Source organism: Rhizobium sp. P1_E1 (genome assembly GCF_056406015.1).
Genome location: NZ_JBFUAY010000025.1, coordinates 33,727 through 55,016, shown reverse-complemented (window position 1 = coordinate 55,016; position 21,290 = coordinate 33,727). Strand labels below are relative to the sequence as shown.

Annotated in this window: 11 protein-coding genes; 2 read left to right on the top strand and 9 right to left on the bottom strand. The window is 59.4% G+C overall.

Annotation, left to right across the window (positions count from 1 at the left end; all coding sequences use genetic code 11):
• The 4 genes from AC1D1Z_RS12175 to AC1D1Z_RS12160 form a co-directional block, all read right to left on the bottom strand.
• Nucleotides 1-3,894 (bottom strand): GH36-type glycosyl hydrolase domain-containing protein, encoded by a 3,894-nt coding sequence (locus AC1D1Z_RS12175; RefSeq protein ID WP_477850633.1) that lies wholly within the window; start codon nucleotides 3,892-3,894, stop codon nucleotides 1-3.
• A 30-nt stretch (nucleotides 3,895-3,924) separates the two neighbouring features.
• The gene (locus AC1D1Z_RS12170) at nucleotides 3,925-6,390 is read right to left on the bottom strand and encodes a phosphoketolase family protein (protein ID WP_113544240.1); all 2,466 of its coding nucleotides are present in this window, start codon (nucleotides 6,388-6,390) and stop codon (nucleotides 3,925-3,927) included.
• 406 nt (nucleotides 6,391-6,796) lie between these two features.
• Entirely contained in the window at nucleotides 6,797-7,465 is a 669-nt protein-coding gene (locus tag AC1D1Z_RS12165; protein ID WP_018446430.1) for a CBS domain-containing protein, read from the bottom strand.
• A 100-nt stretch (nucleotides 7,466-7,565) separates the two neighbouring features.
• Entirely contained in the window at nucleotides 7,566-9,254 is a 1,689-nt protein-coding gene (locus AC1D1Z_RS12160) for an ABC transporter ATP-binding protein/permease (protein WP_477850632.1), read from the bottom strand.
• Nucleotides 9,255-9,801: 547 nt separating this feature from the next.
• On the opposite strand from AC1D1Z_RS12160, the gene AC1D1Z_RS12155 reads away from it, so the two are divergent.
• A complete protein-coding gene (locus AC1D1Z_RS12155) occupies nucleotides 9,802-12,324 on the top strand; it encodes a methyl-accepting chemotaxis protein (protein ID WP_477850631.1) in 2,523 nt (840 codons plus the stop codon).
• A gap of 267 nt (nucleotides 12,325-12,591) precedes the next feature.
• Nucleotides 12,592-13,404: a hypothetical protein gene (locus AC1D1Z_RS12150; protein ID WP_026230668.1), complete on the top strand. Its 813-nt coding sequence runs from the start codon at nucleotides 12,592-12,594 to the stop codon at nucleotides 13,402-13,404.
• Between the two features lie 92 nt (nucleotides 13,405-13,496).
• Here AC1D1Z_RS12150 and AC1D1Z_RS12145 read toward each other — a convergent pair whose 3' ends face one another.
• From AC1D1Z_RS12145 to AC1D1Z_RS12125, 5 genes are all read right to left on the bottom strand, one after another.
• A complete protein-coding gene (locus AC1D1Z_RS12145) occupies nucleotides 13,497-16,667 on the bottom strand; it encodes an efflux RND transporter permease subunit (protein ID WP_130759683.1) in 3,171 nt (1,056 codons plus the stop codon).
• 41 nt (nucleotides 16,668-16,708) lie between these two features.
• On the bottom strand, nucleotides 16,709-17,905 hold the full coding sequence (locus AC1D1Z_RS12140; protein WP_026230669.1) for an efflux RND transporter periplasmic adaptor subunit: 1,197 nt from the start codon (nucleotides 17,903-17,905) through the stop codon (nucleotides 16,709-16,711).
• 180 nt (nucleotides 17,906-18,085) lie between these two features.
• Nucleotides 18,086-18,850, bottom strand: coding sequence for a bestrophin-like domain (locus AC1D1Z_RS12135; protein WP_477850628.1), 765 nt, complete (start codon nucleotides 18,848-18,850; stop codon nucleotides 18,086-18,088).
• Nucleotides 18,851-18,987: 137 nt separating this feature from the next.
• Nucleotides 18,988-20,121, bottom strand: a complete 1,134-nt coding sequence (locus AC1D1Z_RS12130) for a calcium:cation antiporter (protein WP_018243711.1) — start codon at nucleotides 20,119-20,121, stop codon at nucleotides 18,988-18,990.
• Between the two features lie 294 nt (nucleotides 20,122-20,415).
• The gene (locus tag AC1D1Z_RS12125; RefSeq protein WP_018243710.1) at nucleotides 20,416-21,123 is read right to left on the bottom strand and encodes an SDR family NAD(P)-dependent oxidoreductase; all 708 of its coding nucleotides are present in this window, start codon (nucleotides 21,121-21,123) and stop codon (nucleotides 20,416-20,418) included.
• Between the last annotated feature and the right edge of the window lie 167 nt (nucleotides 21,124-21,290).

Here is a 21,290-nt window from a genome sequence, read left to right as displayed (position 1 = left end):
CTAACCAACTATGATGTGGACGTTATGCATGCGTCCGTCATCCACAAGCGAGACGGCTTCGTTCGCGACTGGTTCACCGTCCAGAGTGACGGAGTGCACGCCTCGGCCGATGCCCTTCGCGTTGTCGAAACGGATGCGGTAGGTCGCTGATCGATATCGGTATGCGATCTCATAGGCCGGCCAGCCTGCCGGAACGCACGGCTCGAACCGCAGAAACGGCCCTTGCTGGCGAAAGCCGAGGATTGCCTCGAGCGCTACGCGGTAGAACCAGCTGGCCGATCCGGTGTACCAGGTCCATCCACCGCGCCCAGTGTGTGGCGGCGCGCCATAGATATCGGCGCTGACCGCATATGGTTCCACCTTGTAGCGTTCGACTTGATCTCGCGTGGCGCCATGACAAATCGGATTGATCAGGTTCCAAAGCTTTAAGGTGAGATCGCCGTCGCCTTGCAAAGCGGTCGCCCAGACAACCCAGGTTGCCGCATGCGTGTATTGGCCGCCATTTTCACGGATGCCCGGGACATAGCCCTTGATGTAGCCGGGCTGTAGCAAGCCTTCGTCAAAAGGCGGGTCGAAGAGTTTGATCAGCTTGTCCTCTTGGCGTACCAGCCGGTCGTGGACCGCACGCATCGCGTTTGAAGCTCGTCCAGCATCGGCTTCGCCCGAAATGACAGCCCAGGCCTGCGGGATGGCGTCGATCTGGCATTCGTCGTTCAGGTCCGACCCGAGCGGCGTGCCATCGTCAAAATAGGCCCGGCGATACCAACCACCGTCCCAGGCGTTGGCCTCAAGGGCTGTGCGCAGCGCCTCGACTCGCTCGCGGCACCAGGCGGCTCTGCTTTGATCTCCACGCGACACTGAAATCTCGGCAAATGATTTCAGGACCGTGAGGAAGAACCAGCCGTTCCAGACGCTCTCTCCCTTGCCTTCGGCGCCGACCTTGTTCATGCCGTCGTTCCAGTCACCGGTTCCCATGAGAGGAAGGTCGTGGCTGCCCAATCGATAGCCATGCTCCAGCGCACGGATGCAATGCTCGTAGATGGAGCCGGACTGTTCGCTGGTCGCCGGCTGGCTGAAGTCTTCCTCCTGGTCTTCTTTCAACACCGGCGACGTGATGAAGGGAACCATCTCATCAAGCAGTTGAACGTCGCCCGTCGTGGACACGTAGTGGTGAACGACCAGAGGCAAGAAATAGAGGTCATCGGTGATCCGGGTACGCACGCCGATACCGGATGGAGGATGCCACCAGTGCTGGACGTCCCCCTCCTCAAATTGCCGTGCTGCCGATCGCAGGATCTGGGAGCGGGCCTCGCTCGGAGCGCTGTAGACCAGAGCCATCACGTCCTGGAGCTGATCCCTGAAGCCGTAAGCGCCTCCGGACTGATAATTGGATGTACGCGCCCAGACACGGCACGCCAGAACCTGGTACAGCAACCAGCGGTTCATCATCAAGTTCATCCCGACATCGGGCGTGGTCACCTGGATCGAGTTTAGAATATCGTCCCACTGGCGGACAACAGCCGACAGGCTACTGACCGCACGCTCGGAGTCGGCATGCTCGTGGACCAGCCTGCGGACTTCATCGAGGTCGGTAGTCTCTCCCAAGACAAAGACGATTTCTCTGCTTTCGCCGGGTGACAAGGAGATATCCACCATCAGCGCAGCGCAGGGATCCAGCAATGGACCGAACCGTTCTGCAAGATTGGCTCGCAGCATAGCCGCTGGCTGAAATACGGAACCATAGTTGCCAAGAAACTCCGCGCGGTCAGATGTCGCCGAGCGCGCCGGCTGACTGGCGGCTGCGAAAGCCAGCTTCCCGGCAAAGGCTCCGCCCCAGGGGTTTCTGGCGACGATGGCGCCCGACCGCGTATCCCGCGTGCAGACAATCCGCGTCGCCGCGTCTTCGCGGTGGGTCCCAAGTACCCACTCAGCGAAATAGGTTGCGGTGACGTGCCGAGCCCGAACATCATTGTTAGTAAGCCTGAGACGAATGATCTTGACCGGATCGTTGAGTGAAACGGAGACCGTCAGCTCTTGATCGAGGTGACGGCAGTGACCGATATAACGGCTGTAGCCTTGGCCGTGTCGAACGGTCACCGCCGCACCAGGACCGATGGGCAGGGGTGTCGGCGTCCAGATATCTCCGGTTTCCTCATCCCGCAAATAGAGGACTTCGCCCGGCGCATCCGTAACCGGGTCGTTCGACCACGGTGTTAGCCGGTTCATCTGGCTATTCTCCGACCATGTGTAGCCGAGACCGGCTTCAGTCGTCAGACAGCCAAAATGCGGGTTTGCGATCACGTTGCTCCAAGGCGCAGGCGGCAGGGCGGCGGCTTGGGGTTTCAGCGCGCTCACGTGCACCACATACTCCTGTCCATCGGCTGTGAAGCCGCCGAACCCATTCCAGTATTGCAAATCCTCGGCTGGTTTAGGCGGAGGGGCTGTGGGTTGCTCGCTCAGCCCAGTGGTGATGGTGGGCGAAAGAGGTGACGTGGCCGGGAAGGGCCGGTTGAGTTGATCGCTGAGTTCACCGCCGGTTCCCAGCAGAACGATGCGCGCCGCCGCGGCGATGGTCGCCAGGTGGTCGCTTTCGGTACCGGGCTCGGAAAGGATAAAGATTCCGCCGGGTTTGCCGATCATGTCCGCTTGCGGGCCTGATTGCAGCTTTTCGGCCAGCCGCTTGGCGCTTTCTGCACCACCCCCGTCAAGCAGGATCAGGTCAAATCTCAAGCCCCTCCGTCGAGCGAAATCATGGCCCATCGTCACCTGGCGAACGAGCGCATGATCCCCATCGCCATCCGCGCGGACCAGCACGATCGGGAGGTCGCCGGAGATACCTTGAACCCAGAGAGCCGCTTGATCCCATCGATCTCTCGGGATAACGGGCGCCTGCCTCATGGCCTGGTTCGCAAATGCGACGCTCCCGGCCAGCCGATTGAACAGCGAGATATCGTCGGGCTTCAGGTTCAGTGTCCGGAGCTCGCTTTCGTATTTCCTTGACGCATCGGAGAAAGCTCGTTCGACCGCGTCGAACTTGGCGTATCTCTCGGCGATGCGCTRCACGGCCGACTGATCGTCTGCCGCTCCTGTGACAAAGGCGACGCGCGCGTCGGCGCCTGGCGCCAGACGAACCGTTCGCCGCAGACAGAAAATCGGGTCGAGGACAGGGCCGGTTGTTCCGGAGAGCGATGCGCCCACGTCGAATACCGAGGGGTTGGTTATCGTCCGGCCTCGGCCAAGAAATCTCAGCCGATCGGTTTCATATTCGGCCGCTTCGGCAGACGGCACGTTCGATGAGGAAACGTGAACTGCCCAAGTGGCTTTCTCCCCGGCAGCACGTGGCCTGCGGCGGGCAAACAGAGCGCCTGTCGCCTCGTCAAACCGGGTTTCTATAAATAGCTTGGCAAAACCCGGATGCGCCATATCCGCGCGACGATTGATCAGGCAGACCTCGGCATAGCTTGTCAGTTCGAGGGTTCGTTCCCGTGTACCATGATTCATGATCATGAGCACACGCACCTCCGCGTCCACATCGGACGCGACACAGATCTTCGAGACGATTTCAATGTCACCGGCGTGACAGCCAAATTCGGCCCTGTCTCCGTGAAAGGCGTGCTTGTAGACATTTAAACGGCGAAATATTGGCTGCTTTCCGATGGACCAGAGATCGTTGTCCGTCAGATCCCTGATATAACAAAATTGGCCCCAGCAATCGCGGGTGCTGTCCTCGCGCCACCGGGTAATGTCCAGGCCTTGCCACATTCCGTAACCGGCCCCGGCGGCCGTGACCAGCACACTATACCGATCGTTGGAAAGCAAGGCGACCGCGGAGCCGGGATTCGCCGGCTCCGCGATATTGTCATGTCGTGCTGCGTCGGACGTGCTCGTTGCCACTGGAACCTCCGTTCGATTGGACGCCGCCGCTCAAGCATTATCCCCTTCGGTCGAGGTTCTTTGGGACCTTCCCGGCTGGCCTTTCGAGCCCCATTTCCAGCCGCTGATTGCTGGCATGTCGTCGCCGTATTTCTCGATGTATTGCCTGTGTTCGATCAGCTTCTCGCGAATTGCCTGTTTGAAATAGGCAGCGCGCGCACCGAGTTGCGGCAGCCGGTCGATGACGTCCTCGACCAGATGGAAACGGTCCATTTCATTCAGGACCACCATGTCGAACGGCGTCGTCGTCGTTCCTTCTTCCTTGTAGCCGCGGACGTGTAGATTGCCGTGATTGGTACGGCGGTAGGTGAGCCGGTGAATGAGCCACGGATAGCCGTGGAAGGCGAAGATGATCGGCTTGTTCTTGGTGAACAGTGCATCGAAATCGCGATCCGGCAGCCCGTGTGGATGCTCGGATGGCGGTTGAAGTTTCATCAGGTTCACCACGTTGATGACGCGGACTTTCAGTTCCGGCAGGTGCTCCCGGATCAGCTCGACTGCCGCCAGCGTCTCAACTGTTGGAACATCGCCACAACATGCCATCACGACGTCTGGCTCACTTCCCTTGTCGTTGCTTGCCCATTCCCAAATGCCGAGACCCTCGCTGCAATGCTTGATGGCCTGATCCATCGTGAGCCACTGCGGGGCGGGCTGCTTGCCTGCGACAACGACGTTGACGTAGTTGCGGCTGCGCAAGCAGTGATCCGTCACCGAGAGCAATGTATTGGCGTCCGGCGGCAGATAGACCCGGACAACCTCCGCCTTCTTGTTGACCACGTGATCGATGAACCCCGGGTCCTGATGGCTAAAGCCATTGTGGTCTTGCCGCCAGACGTGGGAACTCAGGAAGTAGTTAAGCGAGGCGACCGATCGCCGCCATGGAATGTCGTTGCACACCTTCAGCCATTTGGCGTGCTGGTTGAACATCGAGTCGATGATATGGATGAAAGCTTCATAACAGGAAAAGAAGCCATGCCGGCCGGTCAGCAGGTAACCTTCCAGCCAACCTTGGCATTGATGCTCGCTGAGCACCTCCATCACTCTGCCATCGGGCGACAGATGATCATCTTCCGGATAGATCTCCGCCATGTAGCAGCGGTCGGTGACCTCCAATACATCCTGCCAGCGATTGGAGTTGTTCTCATCGGGGCTGAACAGTCGGAAGTTCTTGCTGTCCATGTTCATCTTCATGATATCACGGAGAAACTTACCCATCACCCGCGCCGCCTCGGTGTGGGTTTGCCCGGGCCTTGGAACGGAGACTGCGTAGTCGCGGAAGTCGGGCATCTTCAGGTCCCGCAACAGCAATCCACCATTGGCATGCGGATTGTCGCTCATCCGACGATGCCCCACGGGGGCCAGCGCCGCCAGCTCTGGCTTGAAGCGGCCATTGTCGTCAAACAGTTCCTCTGGGCGGTAGCTCTTCATCCATTCCTGCAGGATTTGGATGTGCTCCAACTTGTCCATGTCGCCCATCGGCACCTGGTGCGCCCGCCAGTAGTCCTCGCACTTCTTACCGTCGATCTCGGGGGGGCAGGTCCAGCCTTTCGGCGTGCGGAAAACGATCATCGGCCACATCGGACGTTTCACGTTGCCCTTGGTGCGGGCTGCTGCCCATATTTCCTGGATATCCGTCACTGCTGTGTCGAGCACGCCGGCCAATTGCTGGTGCACGCTTTCTGGGTCACTGCCTTCGACGAAATATGGYGTGTAACCCATGCCTTCGAAGAATTTCCTTAGCTCTTCACGGGGAATGCGGGCCAGGAAGCACGGGTTGGCGATCTTGTAGCCGTTCAGATGCAGGATCGGCAGCACGCAGCCGTCGCGAGCCGGATTGAGGAACTTGTTGCCGTGCCATCCCGTCGCAAGCGGCCCCGTTTCGGCTTCCCCGTCGCCGACAACGCAAGCGACAATCAGATCCGGGTTGTCGAACGCCGCCCCGTAGGCGTGGCTAAGGGCATAGCCCAGCTCGCCGCCCTCGTGGATGCTGCCGGGGGTTTCCGGCGCAACATGGCTGGGGATGCCGCCGGGGAAGCTGAACTGCTTGAACAGCTTCTTCATGCCTTCGTCGTCTTGGCCGATATTGGGATAGACTTCGCTGTAGGTGCCTTCGAGATAGGCGTGTGCAACCAGCGACGGTCCGCCATGTCCGGGTCCGATGACGTAGATCATTTCAAGATCATCGCGTTTGATCACGCGGTTGAGGTGCACGTAAAGCATGTTCAAGCCCGGCGACGTGCCCCAATGGCCAAGCAGCCGTGGCTTTATATGCTCGCGTTTCAATGGTTTTTTCAGCAGCGGATTGTCGAGAAGATAGATCTGACCCACCGACAGATAGTTCGATGCCCGCCAATAGGCGTCCATCGACTGTAATTCTTTTTTCGAAAGGGGGCCGCCCGTTGCTATCTTCTTGTGTATGGCGACCTTTGCGTCTCCAGTCGTCTTGAGCGAAACCATGGTATCTCCTCCTCTGAGCCCAGATTGCTACGGTAAGATCTTCCAAGGCGAGAAATCGTCGAGTTTTTAAATGCCAGGAGTTTTTAAGTGCCAGCGATTGAAGAGGGCGGTGCGATGCTTGGCGGAAGGAATGCTAAGCGCGAGGCATAATCTGCCCCGCGATCGTTATCGACCGAATATGCGATATGGTGCCCGTTTCAATCAGCCTAAGGCGCTGGCACGCCGTTGCGGCGGTCCATCACCAATGCCTCCAGCTCCTATGTATCGCCCTGCCGTCGAAAACGGCTTCGTGCCAGGCTGTCTATGCGTAAGAGCTAATACTCTCACGAAACGCGTCTGAAGCACAGTCAAATTCGAAGGTGTCTGAGGTTTAATCCGAAGCCGATGGCAAAGAGCCCGCTGACTCTCACGGACGATCGCCGGAGAAGTGTTCAACCACTCGCGTCACGCCCCTGACACTTTCGGCAGCGACGCGCGCTGCCCTCTTGCATTCCTCCGTGTCGATGCTTCCCCACAGGTGGGCCACACCGTCAGTAACCGTTACGGCCATGTCTTTTCCTAGAAGACTTGAATTTTCGCTGAGGCGTATCGCAATGCTGCGACGGATGGCCTCGTCACCTGGTGCGGTTTCATCACGATCGGCAGCAACGATCGCCTTCAGCAGATCTGCACGACTGATGATGCCAATCGGCACGCCATCTCTCATCACGGGAATACGTTTTATCCGGTGTTTCTGCATCAAGGCTGAGACCTGGCCCAGAGACGTGTCCTCGCCTACGACGACCGGGTCGCGGCTCATGACGTCGGCAACTTTCCACGCGTTGCTCTTGACGTAAGCCGTGGCTTTCTCTTCGGCGGTAAGGGCAAACGTTCCGAGTTCGGCGGCGGCTGCCCCTCCTAACTCCGTTCTCCGCAGCAGATCACCTTCACTGAGGATCCCGATCAGGCGACCCGCATCGTCGATGACCGGGACGCCACTAACCTGATTTGCGAGCATGATTTCGGCGGCTCGCCGAACGCTGTTATCCGGTGATACACCGACAAGCTTCGTGGTCATCACATCTTTGACTAGCATCTCCGCACGACCTTCCCCCAAAGAGGGCAACGAGGATTTGCTAAATTAAACCTGTTGCGGGTGTACGACAACCAAATTAACGGCGTTGCCGCGCCCTGTCTCAGGCGCGGTTCACCGTCCATGTCCAGCTGCCATCCTCACCGCATTCCAACACCGCATCGTGGCAATCGCGCAGGACGTCAGTTTCCGCGTTGTTGATGCAGGTGATCGAATTATCAGAAAGTATCTGCAGGATCCTGGGAAATTGTTCGAGACCGAGCGTCGTGTCGATTCGATCCAGGAAGACGAACTGCGGGGCCGCGAGAAGAATATTGACGAGCGCGAGGAGCTGCTGCTCCTGCAGCGAAAGCAACTTTTCCCAATCCTTCTCGGCATGTAACCCGCCCGCTTGTGCTAGCACCCGTTCGAGATTGAGCTCGTGCAGGAGCTGGATGATGCGGTCGTCCGGGATTTTGCTCGAGCGTACGTTGCGTACGAGAATCTGGTGCAGCGTGCTTGTCGGCAGATAAGGCCGCTGAGGGAGAAAGAGTATATCGTCGGGACCTGGGCGAATGATGCGCCCGGAGCCCWTGAAGGAAATGCCGGCTGTCGCTCTAAACAGCGCGACGCGTGCAGCTTGAGCCGGCCCCGTGATCAAGACACGCATCCCGATGGGGATCGAAACCGACAAGTCTTTGACGAAAGGAACTTCGCTCGCCGATGACAGCAGAGTCAACGTCTCATAGGCCAGACGCCCTTTTTCTTCGACAATCGCGATACCTGATCCTACGGGTGCTCGTACCTGTTCTATAGCCTCCATCAGCGAGCTAAGCCGCGCCACGACCGCAGCGAACGTCGAGATGGACTGGAACTGGGTTATGATCAGCGAAAAAGCTCCCACCAGCATTGCGAAAGCTGCGCCGGACTGGGTGATCACGCCGAAGTCGATGTCCCCTCTCATGTAGGCAGGAGCAATGATTAAGGCGGGAATGATTTGGATCAGCCAGTTGTAACCCGTGGTGAAGAATCCCACGTTGCGATTGATCGCGGTGACTTTGCGAAAATTGGTGACCGCGTCCTCGAGTCGCTGCAGTAGACGAAAGCTCTGCTGTTCTTCGCAATGCGCCAGCACAATGGATTCGGCGTTTTCTCGAACTTGAATTAGGCCGGAGCGGAAGCTGGCCTCCTTGTCGAGCTGATCGTAGTTCAGTTTGATGAGCGGTCGCCCAAGCGCGATCGTCAGGTACGACCCGCAAGCGGCATACAGAACGGCCACCACAAACAGCAGGGGACTTATCGACCACAGCACACCGGAAAAGGCTATGATTGTGAGGCTGCTGTTGAGTACCATCAGGACGAAGGACAGCGTAGTGACCGTGAATACACGCATGTCCTCAGTGATCCGCTGGTCGGGGTGGCTAAGCTGTCCCGACACATCCAGCTGATAATAAGCCCTGTCGGCGAGATAGAGATTGATGGCCCGCCGGGTGAGGAATTCCCGCCAGAGCAGCGCAAGGCGTTCCTCAATGAACCGGGAGACGACCGCGACGATGGTGAATGCCGCAAAGACCCCGATATAGAATATTGCCTGCCGGATGAATTCGGGCGTTTCGCGATTGGCGATCGCGGTCATGAAGTTACGGCCAACGTAACTGTTGACGACGTTCAGGCTGCTGAGCGCGAACAAGAGCGCCACGAGCCCGGCAAACATCAAGCCAGCTTTGCTGCCGACCTCCGATGTCATGAAGACCCTGACCGCTCGTACGAAGCGAACGGCGGTCACCTTGAAGGGAATTTGTCGCGTGTCCATGGCATCCCTTTTGGCGAGCTCGAGTTACGAGTAGGAATGGCCTCTTAGTCGTTGGCAGCCCCAAAACCGAACGTCTATGAGAAGGCCGTAAAGTGAAGATCTGCGGGATAATCTGACCAATATACTCCCTCAACCGGCGGCCTGCTCACACTTCCTGTGACGTCGTCGGCGATGAATCGGCAATGAGGATCGCCTCCACGGCGAGATCGCGCATCAACAGACATACGCGGAGCGTGCAGCCAGCCATAGATGGGCGAATAAGCCCCTTGGCTCTTGATAAGAGATAATCGATACCAACTACGTCCTCGTAGAGCGGGTGCATTGCCTGTTCAGCGCAGACGACAAGGAGGGCTTTTTGCGTTTCCAGAAGTTCCTCAGCACGGGCCGCTTATGATTAATACCCGATCTGCTTACATGCTTGTTCGAGTGTCTGAACCACGCCCTTCTCCCCGATAGGCGAAGCGTGCATGGTCCTCGGATCAACTCATTTATCGGTTCTTAAGCAAAGAATGACAGCTTAGCTGCAATCGGTGGTGAGGGTGCATTCGTGGTAAATGGCTTGATGTCGCGGGTTCGCATTCAGACGAAGGTGCTCGTACTTTTGGCACCATTCGTCATTAGTCTATGCGCAGTGGGACTGACGGGGTACTACGCGTCCAGCCTGCTCGAGGGACGGATGGAGATCTCCAACCATGTCTTGCAGTCCCTGAACGGGTTCAAACATGTTTCTTCCAGCATGACCGGCTTTCTGATGAAACCGTCGCAGGAAGCTCGTGATACCGCGCTTGCGGACGCCCGAGAGCAACTGGCAAACCTGAAGCAGACGATCGAGAGGCTAAGGCCGACGACCGATGTGGGGCTTCTTGACCGGGCGCTTGATCAGTCGCAAATCATCCCGCAAAAGATCGAAGCGATCTGGYAAATCGAAACGGGACAGCAGAAAATTCTCAGTGATGTGGACGCTGCTTCCGCTGCACTACTTGACCTGCAAGGGCAGGTTGGCAAGCGCTCGTTCATGCTGATGGCCAGTGCGAAAAAGATGGAAAATGCCAACAAGAGCGGCCTGAGCAATTCCGTCTCCATCAGCGCCGCCGCCAGTGTCGCGACAAAACTTCGCAATGACTATACGAACGCGACGACGCCGGCTGACAAAGTAAGCCTGCTAGCCAAATATGCGCCCGATTTGCAAAAGGCAAAGGAGCAGCTTTCGCCTGCTGTAGCGACCGAAGCCCTCGCCGCGCAGTATGCCGCTGCTGTGGATGCCATCGCCAACGCTTCGAAGGTGTCGCCTGACATTTTGGATGTCCCAGCAACGGATACCGCCGTCGCCAATCTTGCTGCAACTGGCGACAGTCTCAAGACGATTGGCGACGATCTGATGCGGACCTCCGTGCTTGCGCTTGCCGCGTCGGACAAGGATATCTCTCAGGCGACGAATGTCGGCAACGAACTGCGCGCCATCGTTAACAGCAATAACGAGATCCGCGTCGGCTTCGCCGAACTCGCTGGCAATCCAGACGACGCGCGAGTGAAGAAAGTCCAGCAGTCGATCTACATGTATCAGACCGAGCTCGACCGTCTCGCCGGCGTGGTGAACGACGATCCGGTCTTTGCCGAAATTCCGAAGAAGGCTCAACCCGTCCTCGATCTGCTTGCGGCGGACGCGGCAGCGCTCTCCGAAGGTGCGGTGCGCAAGCTGGCTGAGTTCGACAGCGCTGCGGGGCAGATCGACAACACCTGGAACCTGCTTGCTCAATTCGCCGAGACGCAGAGGCAAAATGCTGGGCAGGATCGTCAACAGGCCAATAGGATATCCGGCGGCGCGATTGTCATTGGCATCCTGATTGCTATGACCGCAGGTGCCGCGCTGGTCGTCACCCTGAAGGGACCGATCACCCAGATTACCGCAGCGATGCGCAAGATCGCAGAGGGAAGGCTCGATACCACAATCACCGGCGAGGCACGGGGCGACGAAATCGGGGAAATGGCCCGTGCGCTTTCCGTCTTCAAACAAAATGCGCTGTCGAATGTCGAAATGGAACAACAGGCCGAGATCGCACGTAGTGATGCGGAATCTGAGCGCGCCCACAACGAACTCCAGCGACGTAGCGCCAAGGCCCAGGTTGACGCCGCAATTGAGGCGCTTGCAGACGGACTCACACGGCTGTCGCGCGGGGAGTTGAATTTTTCGATCGATACGCCCTTTGCCGCCGAACTCGACCGGATCCGTATCGATTTCAACATGTCGGTGGCGGGTCTCAGGGAGACGCTCTGCGATATCCGCGAGACGTCTTCCCTCATTAGCGACAATGGCCGACAGATGGCGGAAGCCGTTGATGACCTGGCCAGTCGAACGGAAAAGCAGGCGGCTGCACTTGAAGAAACCGCAGCGGCAGTGGAGGAGATTTCTTCCGCCGTCAACACCTCTTCAGGACGGGCAGCAGCAGCGCTTGCGCTTGTCCAACGCGCCAAACAGGGCGCCGACGCCTCGGCTTCAGTGGTCCAAGACGCGGTTTCGGCCATGGGACGGATTGAGGACGCGTCGGGCAAGATCGTTCAGATTGTCAGCGCCATCGACTCCATCGCTTTCCAGACCAATCTCTTGGCCCTGAACGCGGGAGTCGAAGCGGCGAGAGCCGGTGAGGCCGGCAAGGGCTTTGCTGTCGTGGCGCAGGAGGTGCGGGAGCTGGCGCAGCGATCGGCTCGCGCAGCCAAGGAAATCGGCGAGCTCATCAATAATTCCGTTCGAGAGGTTGCGTCCGGCTCCGAATTCGTCGGCCGCACGGGCGATGCGCTGACGGAGATTTCCAGCGAGATCGTCCACATCGTCGGCCATATTGAACTCATCGCCTCGTCAAGCCGCGAACAGGCAACGACACTTCATTCGATCAACGCGTCGGTGAACGATATTGATCGTATGACGCAGCAAAATGCGGCGATGGTGGAAGAGACGAATGCTGCCACCCAACAGCTATCGTCCGAGGCGCTTGCACTTACCGACATGATTGCACGCTTTCGGCTTGAAGGCCGCGAGAGCCCGGCTTCAAGAGGATACGAGGCTGCGGCATGACGGCAGCACGTATTCGCAGAGCCTGTTAACTTGCTTTGATATGCATGGTTTCCGATCAGAAAGCTGATGAGTGATACGTTTCCCTTGATCAGTTTTCAGGCGCACGATCGTTGCTAAAATAGCAATATTCTAATATACGTGGAGCCGGCGTTTTAATATTTTCGCAACGGCAAGCAACGTCCCACCGAATGGCGGGCGTTTATTATCCTATTCAGCAGGGCGTTCGATTTCATGAAGTAGATCATGGATTTATAGGGGGAGGAATAAATGCGGCAATGGGCATCTTCTTTACTGACGGCTCCGCATGGAAGGCGTCGTCTTTGGTTTGCTGTCTTGGGATTGCCAGCGCTCTGTGTAGCGGCGTTCTCAGCTGGAGTCGCGTCCGCACAGGCGCCGACTGAAGAGCAGCGCAATGCGATCAGGGCGGAATGCCGATCCGATTTCATAGCGCAATGTTCAGGGGTGACGCCGGGCGGCATCGAGGCGCTCACTTGTCTACAACAGCATAATGCCACACTGTCGGCTGGCTGCCGGAAGGCGGTGTCGGCGGTGAGCAAACCCAAGTCGACATCCGCGGAGCCGGCTCCGGCTGCGCCCGCGACCACTGGGTCGACCACCCCAGCGCCGGCGACGGGCGCACCGGCACATCAGCCGACGCAGGCGCAGCGCAACGCCGTCAAATCGGCCTGCCAACGCGATTTCATGACGCAATGCTCGGGCGTCACACCGGGCGGCACGGAGGCACTCAGCTGCTTGCAACAGCACAATGCCGCTCTATCGGCGCCGTGCCAACAAGCCGTTGCGGCTTTAGGAGGATCAACTGGGGGAGGATCAGCCGGATCAAGCCCAGCCACCGGCGGTGCTGCTGCGACGGTTGCGACCACGCCTGCTCCTCGGGCCATGATGCCGGCCTTCTCGCCACGCGAGGAACTGATGATCCTGCGCGAAACCTGCGGATCGGATTTCCAGGCCCTATGCCGCATGGTGCCTTTGGGTGGAGGGCGGGGTATCGCTTGCCTGCGGGACAATCTGCAACGTGTGTCGCCTGCCTGCCACAGGGTACTGACCTCGGGATTATAGCGCTTGTTCGAAACTCGCACTGTGAAGTGCCGCCAACAACCTGCCCCGGCGCGAAACCGCAGGTGATCGCGCAACAGGTTGTTGCAACAGCCTTACTGAACCTTCGGCATCTCTGCCTCTGCGACGCCTGCGGCCTTTGCGCGGCCTTTCCAATATTCCTCGAGGCGCTGCAACACGACGTAAAAGGACGGTACGAAGAGCACAGCCAGGCAGGTCGAGGCGATCATGCCGCTGAAGACCGATATGCCGATTGACTTGCGGGCCGATGCGCCGGCGCCGGTCGCCAGCACCAGCGGCAGGACGCCGAGGATAAAGGCGAAGGAGGTCATCAGAATTGGCCGGAAGCGCAGGCGGGCGGCCTCGACGGCCGCGTCCAGGATTTCCATGCCTTCCGCCCGCTTTTCCCGCGCATATTCGACGATCAGGATGGCATTCTTCGATGCAAGCGCGATCAGCAGAATAAGGCCGATCTGCGTATAGAGATTGTTGGCAACGCCGGCTGCCGTGAGTGCTGCCACCGTGCCGAGGAGGGCGAGCGGCACGGCGAGAATGACGGCGAAAGGCAAGATCCAGCTTTCATACTGGCCCGCGAGCACGAAATAGACGAGGAGCATGGCGAGCGCGAAGATGAAATAGATCTGCCCTCCCACGGCCTTCTCCTGATAGGACAGCGCCGTCCACTCGAAACCTGTGCCCGGCGGCAGTGTGCGATCGGCAATCTGCTCCATGACGTCGAGCGACTGGCCGGAACTGAAGCCGGCGGCAGACCCACCAACGATGGTTGCTGTGGGGTAGAGATTGTAGAGGCTGATCAGAGACGGGCCTTGCGTCGTCGAGACATCGACGACCGTGCCGAGTGGCACCATCGTCCCGTCACCGGCTTTGACCTTCAGATTGCGGATGTCTTCGGCGCTGACCCGGAAATCGGAAGCGGCTTGCGCATAGACCTGGAAGGTGCGGCCAAATTTGTTGAACTGGGTCACATAGCTCGATCCGACATAGCCGGAGAGAGCGGAGAAGACCTGCCCCACCGTAATTCCCAGCGTCTCCGCCTTGATGCGATCGACGGAAACGGCGAGTTGCGGCACGTTCGAGCGAAAAGGCGTGCTCAGCCTTTGCAGCGACGATTGGGCACTGCCGTTCTTGACGATCGTATCGGCAAGCGATTGCAGCAGCGGGTAGTCGGAAATGCCGTTCCTGATTTCGACCTGCATGGTAAAGCCGCTGGCATTGCCGACGCCCTGGATCGGAGGCGGGACGATCACCAGCGTCTTGGCGGCCAGCACACTTTGCAGCGCGCTATTCAGATGCTGGTAGATGGACAGCAGATCCTCCCCCTTCTGCTTGCCGCGCTCGTCCCAATCTTTCAGCACGACATAGGCAACGCCGGCATTCTGCAGGCTGGCATTGTTATCGAGAACGGAAATGCCGCTGATGGTCAGCACCTGATCGACGCCGGGTGTGGCTTCGGCGATCTTGCCGACCTCTTCCATCACCGCGTCGGTGCGCTCTTTCGAGGCGCCGTCGGGCAACTGCGCGCTGATCAGCACATAGCCTTGATCCTCGATGGGCAGAAACGCAGTCGGTAGGCGGGCGAGCCCCCAGACGGCGACCCCGATCAGCGCAAATGCTGCTATGACCATGATACCGCTGTGGCGGGTCATCGATCCGATCAGTCCGGCATAGCTGCGTTCACCCCTGTCGTAGACCCTGTTGAAGCCGCGATAGAAGACGTTGCGTCTCTCTGGTGGGACAGGCGGGCGCAGCCAAAGCGCGCATTGCGTCGGTTTCAGGGTGACGGCATTGATCGCGCTGATCAGCGCCGTGGCTGCGATGACGAGGGCGAACTGCCGATAGAGCTGCCCGGTCAGGCCGGGCAGGAAGGCGGCCGGAATGAAAACGGCCATCAGCACCAGCGTAATGCCGATGACCGGGCCGAGCAGTTCCTCCATCGCCTTCTCGGCCGCCTGTCGGCCGGACATGCCCGCCTCGATGTGCCGGGCAACCCCTTCGACGATGACGATGGCATCATCGACGACGATGCCGATGGCGAGAACGATGGCAAACAGCGTCGACAGGTTGACGGTGAAGCCCAATGCCGCCATGGCCGCGAAGGCGCCGATGATGGTAACCGGAACGGTGGTTGCCGGCACGAGCATCGCCCGCCAATCCTGCAGGAAGACGAGAATGACGATGAGAACGAGAACACCCGCCTCGATCAAGGTGACGTAAACCTCGTTGATAGAGGCCTCGACGAATTTCGTCGTGTCGAACGGCACGTGATATTCGAGGCCCTGCGGGAAGCTCTTCGAGAGCTCCTGCATTTTCGTGTTCACCGCCTGGGCCACCGCGATGGCATTCGCCTCCGGCAGCTGAAAAATGCCGATACCGGCCGCCGGTCGACCGTTCTGCATGAAGGACTGGCTGTAGGTTTGGGCGCCGAGTTCGACGCGGCCGATATCGCGGATGCGGGTAACGCGGCCGCCCTGTCCGCTCTCGACCTTGACGATGATGTTTTCGTAGTCTGCCGCCTCGTTCAGCCGGCCATTGACGTTCAGCGTGTATTGGAAGACCTGCCCTTTCGGCACCGGCGGAATGCCGATCTGGCCGGCAGCGACCTCCTGGCTTTGCTGCTGCACGACGCTGACGACATCCTGCGGTGTCAGGCCGCGCGCCTGCAGCAGGTTCGGATCCATCCAGATTCGCATGGCATACTGGCCGGCGCCGAACACGGTAACGTTGCCGACACCCGGCAGGCGGGCAAGTTCATTCTGCAGGTTGATGACGGCATAGTTCGACAGGAACAGGCTGTCATAGCGGCTATCGGGCGAGGTCAGGGTGACGAAGCCGAGGATCGCCGTCGATTTCTTTTGCGTCGTCACGCCCTGAAGCTGCACCGCTTCGGGAAGCGATGACATCGCTATGGCAACGCGGTTTTGTACGAGAACCTGGGCCTGGTCCGGATCCGTTCCGATGGCAAAGGTCACGGTCAGCGAATAAGTGCCGTCGCTGGCGCTCGTCGACTGCATGTAGAGCATGTCCTGCACGCCGTTGACCTGTTGCTCGATCGGCAGCGCGACGGTGTCAACGAGGGTTTGGGCGTTGGCGCCCGGAAAGCGTGTCGTCACCTGTACCGTCGGCGGGACGACATTCGGATATTGCGCCACAGGCAGTTGGAAAAGGGCCACCGCGCCGATGAGCACGAAAACCAACGCCAGAACGTTGGCGAGTATCGGTCGCTCGATGAAGAAGCGCGAGATCATGCTGTTGTCCTTAGACGTTCAGATGAACCATGGTGGCGAATTCATTGCGTGGTGGTCTTGGCTTTGGCATCGCCGGCGGCAGCTGCCGGCGGGTTCATTTCTATTTTCTCGGGCGTGACCTTGCTGCCGGGGATGGCCTGCTGGATACCTTGGGTCACGACCCAGTCGGCCGGATCGAGACCGGAGTCGATGACGCGGAGCGCACCTTCACGCTGGCCGGTCTTGACCTGCTTCTGCTCGATGACGTCGTCCTTGCCGAGGACAAGCAGGTAGCTGCCCAACTGGTTCGTTCCGATGGCGTCGTCGCGCACCAGCAGAGCCTTGTCGTTATGGCCGACCGGCACCCGAACCCGCACGAAGAGACCGGGCAGCATGGCGCGGTCCTTGTTGTCGAACAGCGCGCGCACTTGAAGCGTGCCTGTGGAGGCATCGAGCTGCGGCGAGACGTAGTCGAGATGGCCCTTGTGCGGATAACCTTGTTCCGTCTGCAGGCCGATTTCCGCAGGAATGCTGGGAAGGTCCGTCTGCTTGAAGGTATGACCCTGCTTCGCCAGGCTTTCCTTGATAATCAGCACCTGAGTTTCGCTGACGTTGAAATAGGCATAAAGCGGATCCGTCTGCACGATGCTGGCGAGTTTGGTGGGGCCGGATACGCCGACAAGCGCACCGATATCAACGAGGTGATCCGTGACGGTGCCGTCGAAGGGGGCAAGCACCTCGGTATATCCGAGGTTGATCGTCGCGAGATCGAGATTGGCCTGAGCGTTGAGGATGGATGCATTCGCTTCGTCGAGCGTTGCCTTGGCGCTGTCGACTGCGGTCTGCGTGGTGACCTGTTGCTTCGACAGATTAAGCTGGCGGTCATACTCCTGCTTGGCGCCGACTTGGGAAGCCTGCTGCGAGGCGAGTGACGCCTTCGCCTGATCCAGTTGCGCCTGATAGGTGTCGCGCTCGATGCCGAAGAGCTTGGTGCCCTTCATTACCGTCATGCCGTCCTGGTAGTCGATCGATTGGATATAGCCCTGGACGCGCGCCTCGATATCGACAGCATTGAGCGGCGCGGTATTGCCGGTGAGTTCGAAATAGATCGTCACCGGCTGTTGCACCGGTTGGGCGACGCGTACTGGAGGTGGAGGAGGAGCAACGTAAGTATTGCCACTTTCCTCACAGCCAGCGAGAATTGCCATGCCGGCAAGCACCACGGACAGGTGCAGACCCTGATACAATCTCACACGCATTGCCGCCGCCCCGATGTTTACGAGCCCCAGTCTTCATGCGTGCCTCGGCGGAGACGACCCCTCTCCGAAAAGTTCCGGGCATGCGATATTATGTCGCGGCATTGCTGCAAATTGCAATAGCGGCTGGCGCACAATTAAACTGTGTCGAAGCTCACTCTCGACGGACGCCATGACGTGGCTCTAGGGTTTCCCGAGGCGTTCGATGGCAGACTGCAAAGGTGCATCCGAAACATGGACCAGCCCGACATAGGGATTGGCCATATCCGAAATCAGGAAAATCGCGCCCGCAACGGACAGGGCGCAAACAAGCAGAATTGACAGCACCGTCGGATTGGTCGGCGCCTGCAGCCCGAAGGTCGCGAAAAGCAGCGCGAGCCAACAGACGAGAACGGTAAGGAAGGCCCAGGGCAAACCCTCCTTACCGGATTCGACCAGCAGCCAGTGGGTTTCGGCTACCATGCCGCTCACCTCCAGAGCACGCGCCTGGAGAGAGCGCTGCGCCGCATCCTTCGGCGCCAGTKATCGAAGGTCGGCCTGAACCGACTCTATATCCTGATATTCTCCCAGCGCTTTGGCGGATGGCTCGTCGGTGGTTTCGGCAGTCCAGCCGCGGCTCAGTCGTTTCTCGATGAGTTCACGCAGCAATTGCCGCGCCTTGTCGGTTTCCGGCCCGTATTGCGCCATGACGCGGTCAAGCAGCAGTACCCGTGCAGCCGCCGTTCTCATCTCCACTTCGGCGTTGTCGTAGGTCGACTTGGCGGATGCGATCAGAAGGCCGAGCGCCAGGGCCGACAGCGTTCCCACCACTGCGGTTGCCAGCCTGATGGCGTCCTTGGATTCCGCATTGAGATGGTGATCGGGCAAGCGGGCACGCACGATCAATCCTATCGACGTCGCCATCGACAGACATAGAAATACAAGCCCGCCAACCACTAGTGAGCCCAAGTCCGGTCTCCGTATCGCCACGTAAGTCGTGCAGCCATCTTGCAAGCTGTGCCATAGCTCCCGTCATCATAGCGGAAGACAGACCAAGCGCGGGAATCTTTACTTGCTTGCCCTCGCGCGGTCGCCATCGGGCGGTTTCATTGCTGGAAAATGAGCAGCACGTAAGCCAGGAAAAGCACCAGATGGACAGCGCCTTGCATGAGATGCGTGCGGCCGCTGGCAAAGGTGATGATGCTGACGGCAAGAGTGAGCAGGAGCATCACCAGATCTCCATGCTCCAGGCCGAGTGTCACGGGGTGTCCATAAAGCTGACTGACAACAAGCATCGCCGGCACCGTCAGCCCGATCGTCGACAGCACCGAACCAAGGAAGATATTGACGGAACGCTGAAGATTATTGGCGATGGACGCACGCACGGCGCTGATTGCCTCAGGCGTAGCGACCAGGATGGCCATGACAACACCGCCAAATGCGGTTGGAGCATGCAGGGTTTCGATAATGTAATCGATCGGCAGGGCAAGCTGTTCGACGAGAAAGACGACGGGAGCCATATAGGCGAAAAGCAGAATGGCATGAGGCCAGACCGGTCCGTGGCGAGGGACACGTTCGCTGATGGGCTCGTGCCGGTTGCTGTCGTCAGTGAAATAGTCCCGATGGCGGCCGGCCTGAAGAAACAGAAACGTAGCGTAAAGGCCGACCGATATTATACCCAGTATCAGTTGTCTCGGTGCGGATGGATGCTGTCCGTCCGGGCCTGCAAGAAATGTCGGCATCACCAGGCTCAGGGTCGCCAGCGGTACGATGACCCCGAGATAGGCGTTGGCGCCCTGCAGATTATGTTGCTGTTCCGGTCGCCGCCATGCGCCCAGCAGCAAGGACAGACCGACCATGCCGTTCAGGATGATCATGACGACGGCGAACAGGGTGTCGCGCGCAAGCGTGGGATTGTTCTCGCCGTGAAGCATGACGGCTGATATTGCCATCACCTCGATCGAGGTGATGGCAAGCGTCAGAATGAGCGTGCCGTAGGGTTCCTTCAGCCGCTCAGCCAAATGATCCGCGTGCCGGACAACCGACAGAGCGGAGCCGAGGACGGCAGCGAACAGCCACGCGAAAACGACAGTGAACCAAAGCGGATCGGAAAGCTGCCCGAAGAGCTGCTCCTGGAAAACAAGAAACGCCAAGCTCGTTGCGACGCTGACGCCCAGGAACCATTCCTCGCGTAGCAGGCTGTTTGCGCCGACAGCGCGCAATGCCGGACCGTCTGTCATCGAAACCACCCGCCTTCTGGCAAATGCCGCCGCAATGCGATCCTCACGACCATTGTGTCCGCCCGCTGTCTTGTGCCCGTCGCATGAGCGGGCGGAGACGAGGCTGCCTTAAGGCGAACCGAACCTCAAGCCAGATCGTGTGTCACTGATTAAAACTCGCAGGTCTCTGTAGTCTCATCACCCATTGCTCACGACAAACGGACTGCCGCCGAAACGGAAGGCAAGGCGAGGCCGGCCAAAGCTCGGCGCGGCGGTTGAAGCGCGTTTCGACGGCGGCTCACGCCGCGTCTTCCACTATTCGCGGCCGGTCGCGGGGATTGCTGCGCCAGTGACGACGGCTGCGGCCGGCGAAATCAGGAAGGCGATGAGGCGGGCGATCGATTGCGGCGACACCCAGCCATCGGTCTTCGCATCGGGCATGGCCGCGCGATTCTCAGGCGTGTCGATTGTCCCGGGCAGGATGCAGTTGGCGGTGATGCGGTCGTCGCGGCATTCGGCAGCGATCGCCTCGGTCAGACGGATGACAGCGGCTTTCGAGGCGGCGTAAGCGGCCTGCTTGGCGCCGGCCTTCAGGCCGGGCGCGGCGGCGATATGAACGATGCGGCCGTAGCCCGCGGCCTTCATGGTCGGGAGAACCGCGGCGCTGATCGTCAGCGCGGTGCGGGCGTTTGCGGTCATCATCGTCTCCCACTGCGCGGGGGCCTCCGGCCCGACCGGCCCCATCTGGAAACCGCCGACGGTATTGACCAATGCGCTGACACCGCCGAAGCGCTTTACGGCCCGGGCGACGGCGGCGGCGCAGGAAGCATAATCGGTGAGATCCGTTCCGGCGATCGACAGAAACTCGGTGGAGGCAGGAAGATCACCGGCCAAGGCTTCCAGCTCACTGCTCGAACGGTTCATGCAGACGAGTTTTGCGCCGGCGTTGGCAAGCTCGCGGACAACGGCGCTGCCGAGGTTGCCGCCGGCTCCGGTGACGATCACGGCTTTCTGGTCGTTCATGGCAATCGATCTCCTGACGGTGCCGGTGCTGGATGATGCCGCGCATTGTTGATCCAGGCTGGCCGGCAGTGCAAGCCCGCTGGGGAAGACCAGGTCAGACATCTTGCGGAACTGCCCGAGGAGTTATCCGCGGGCAGTTCCGTCCGTCATTGTCCGATGGTCCGGTC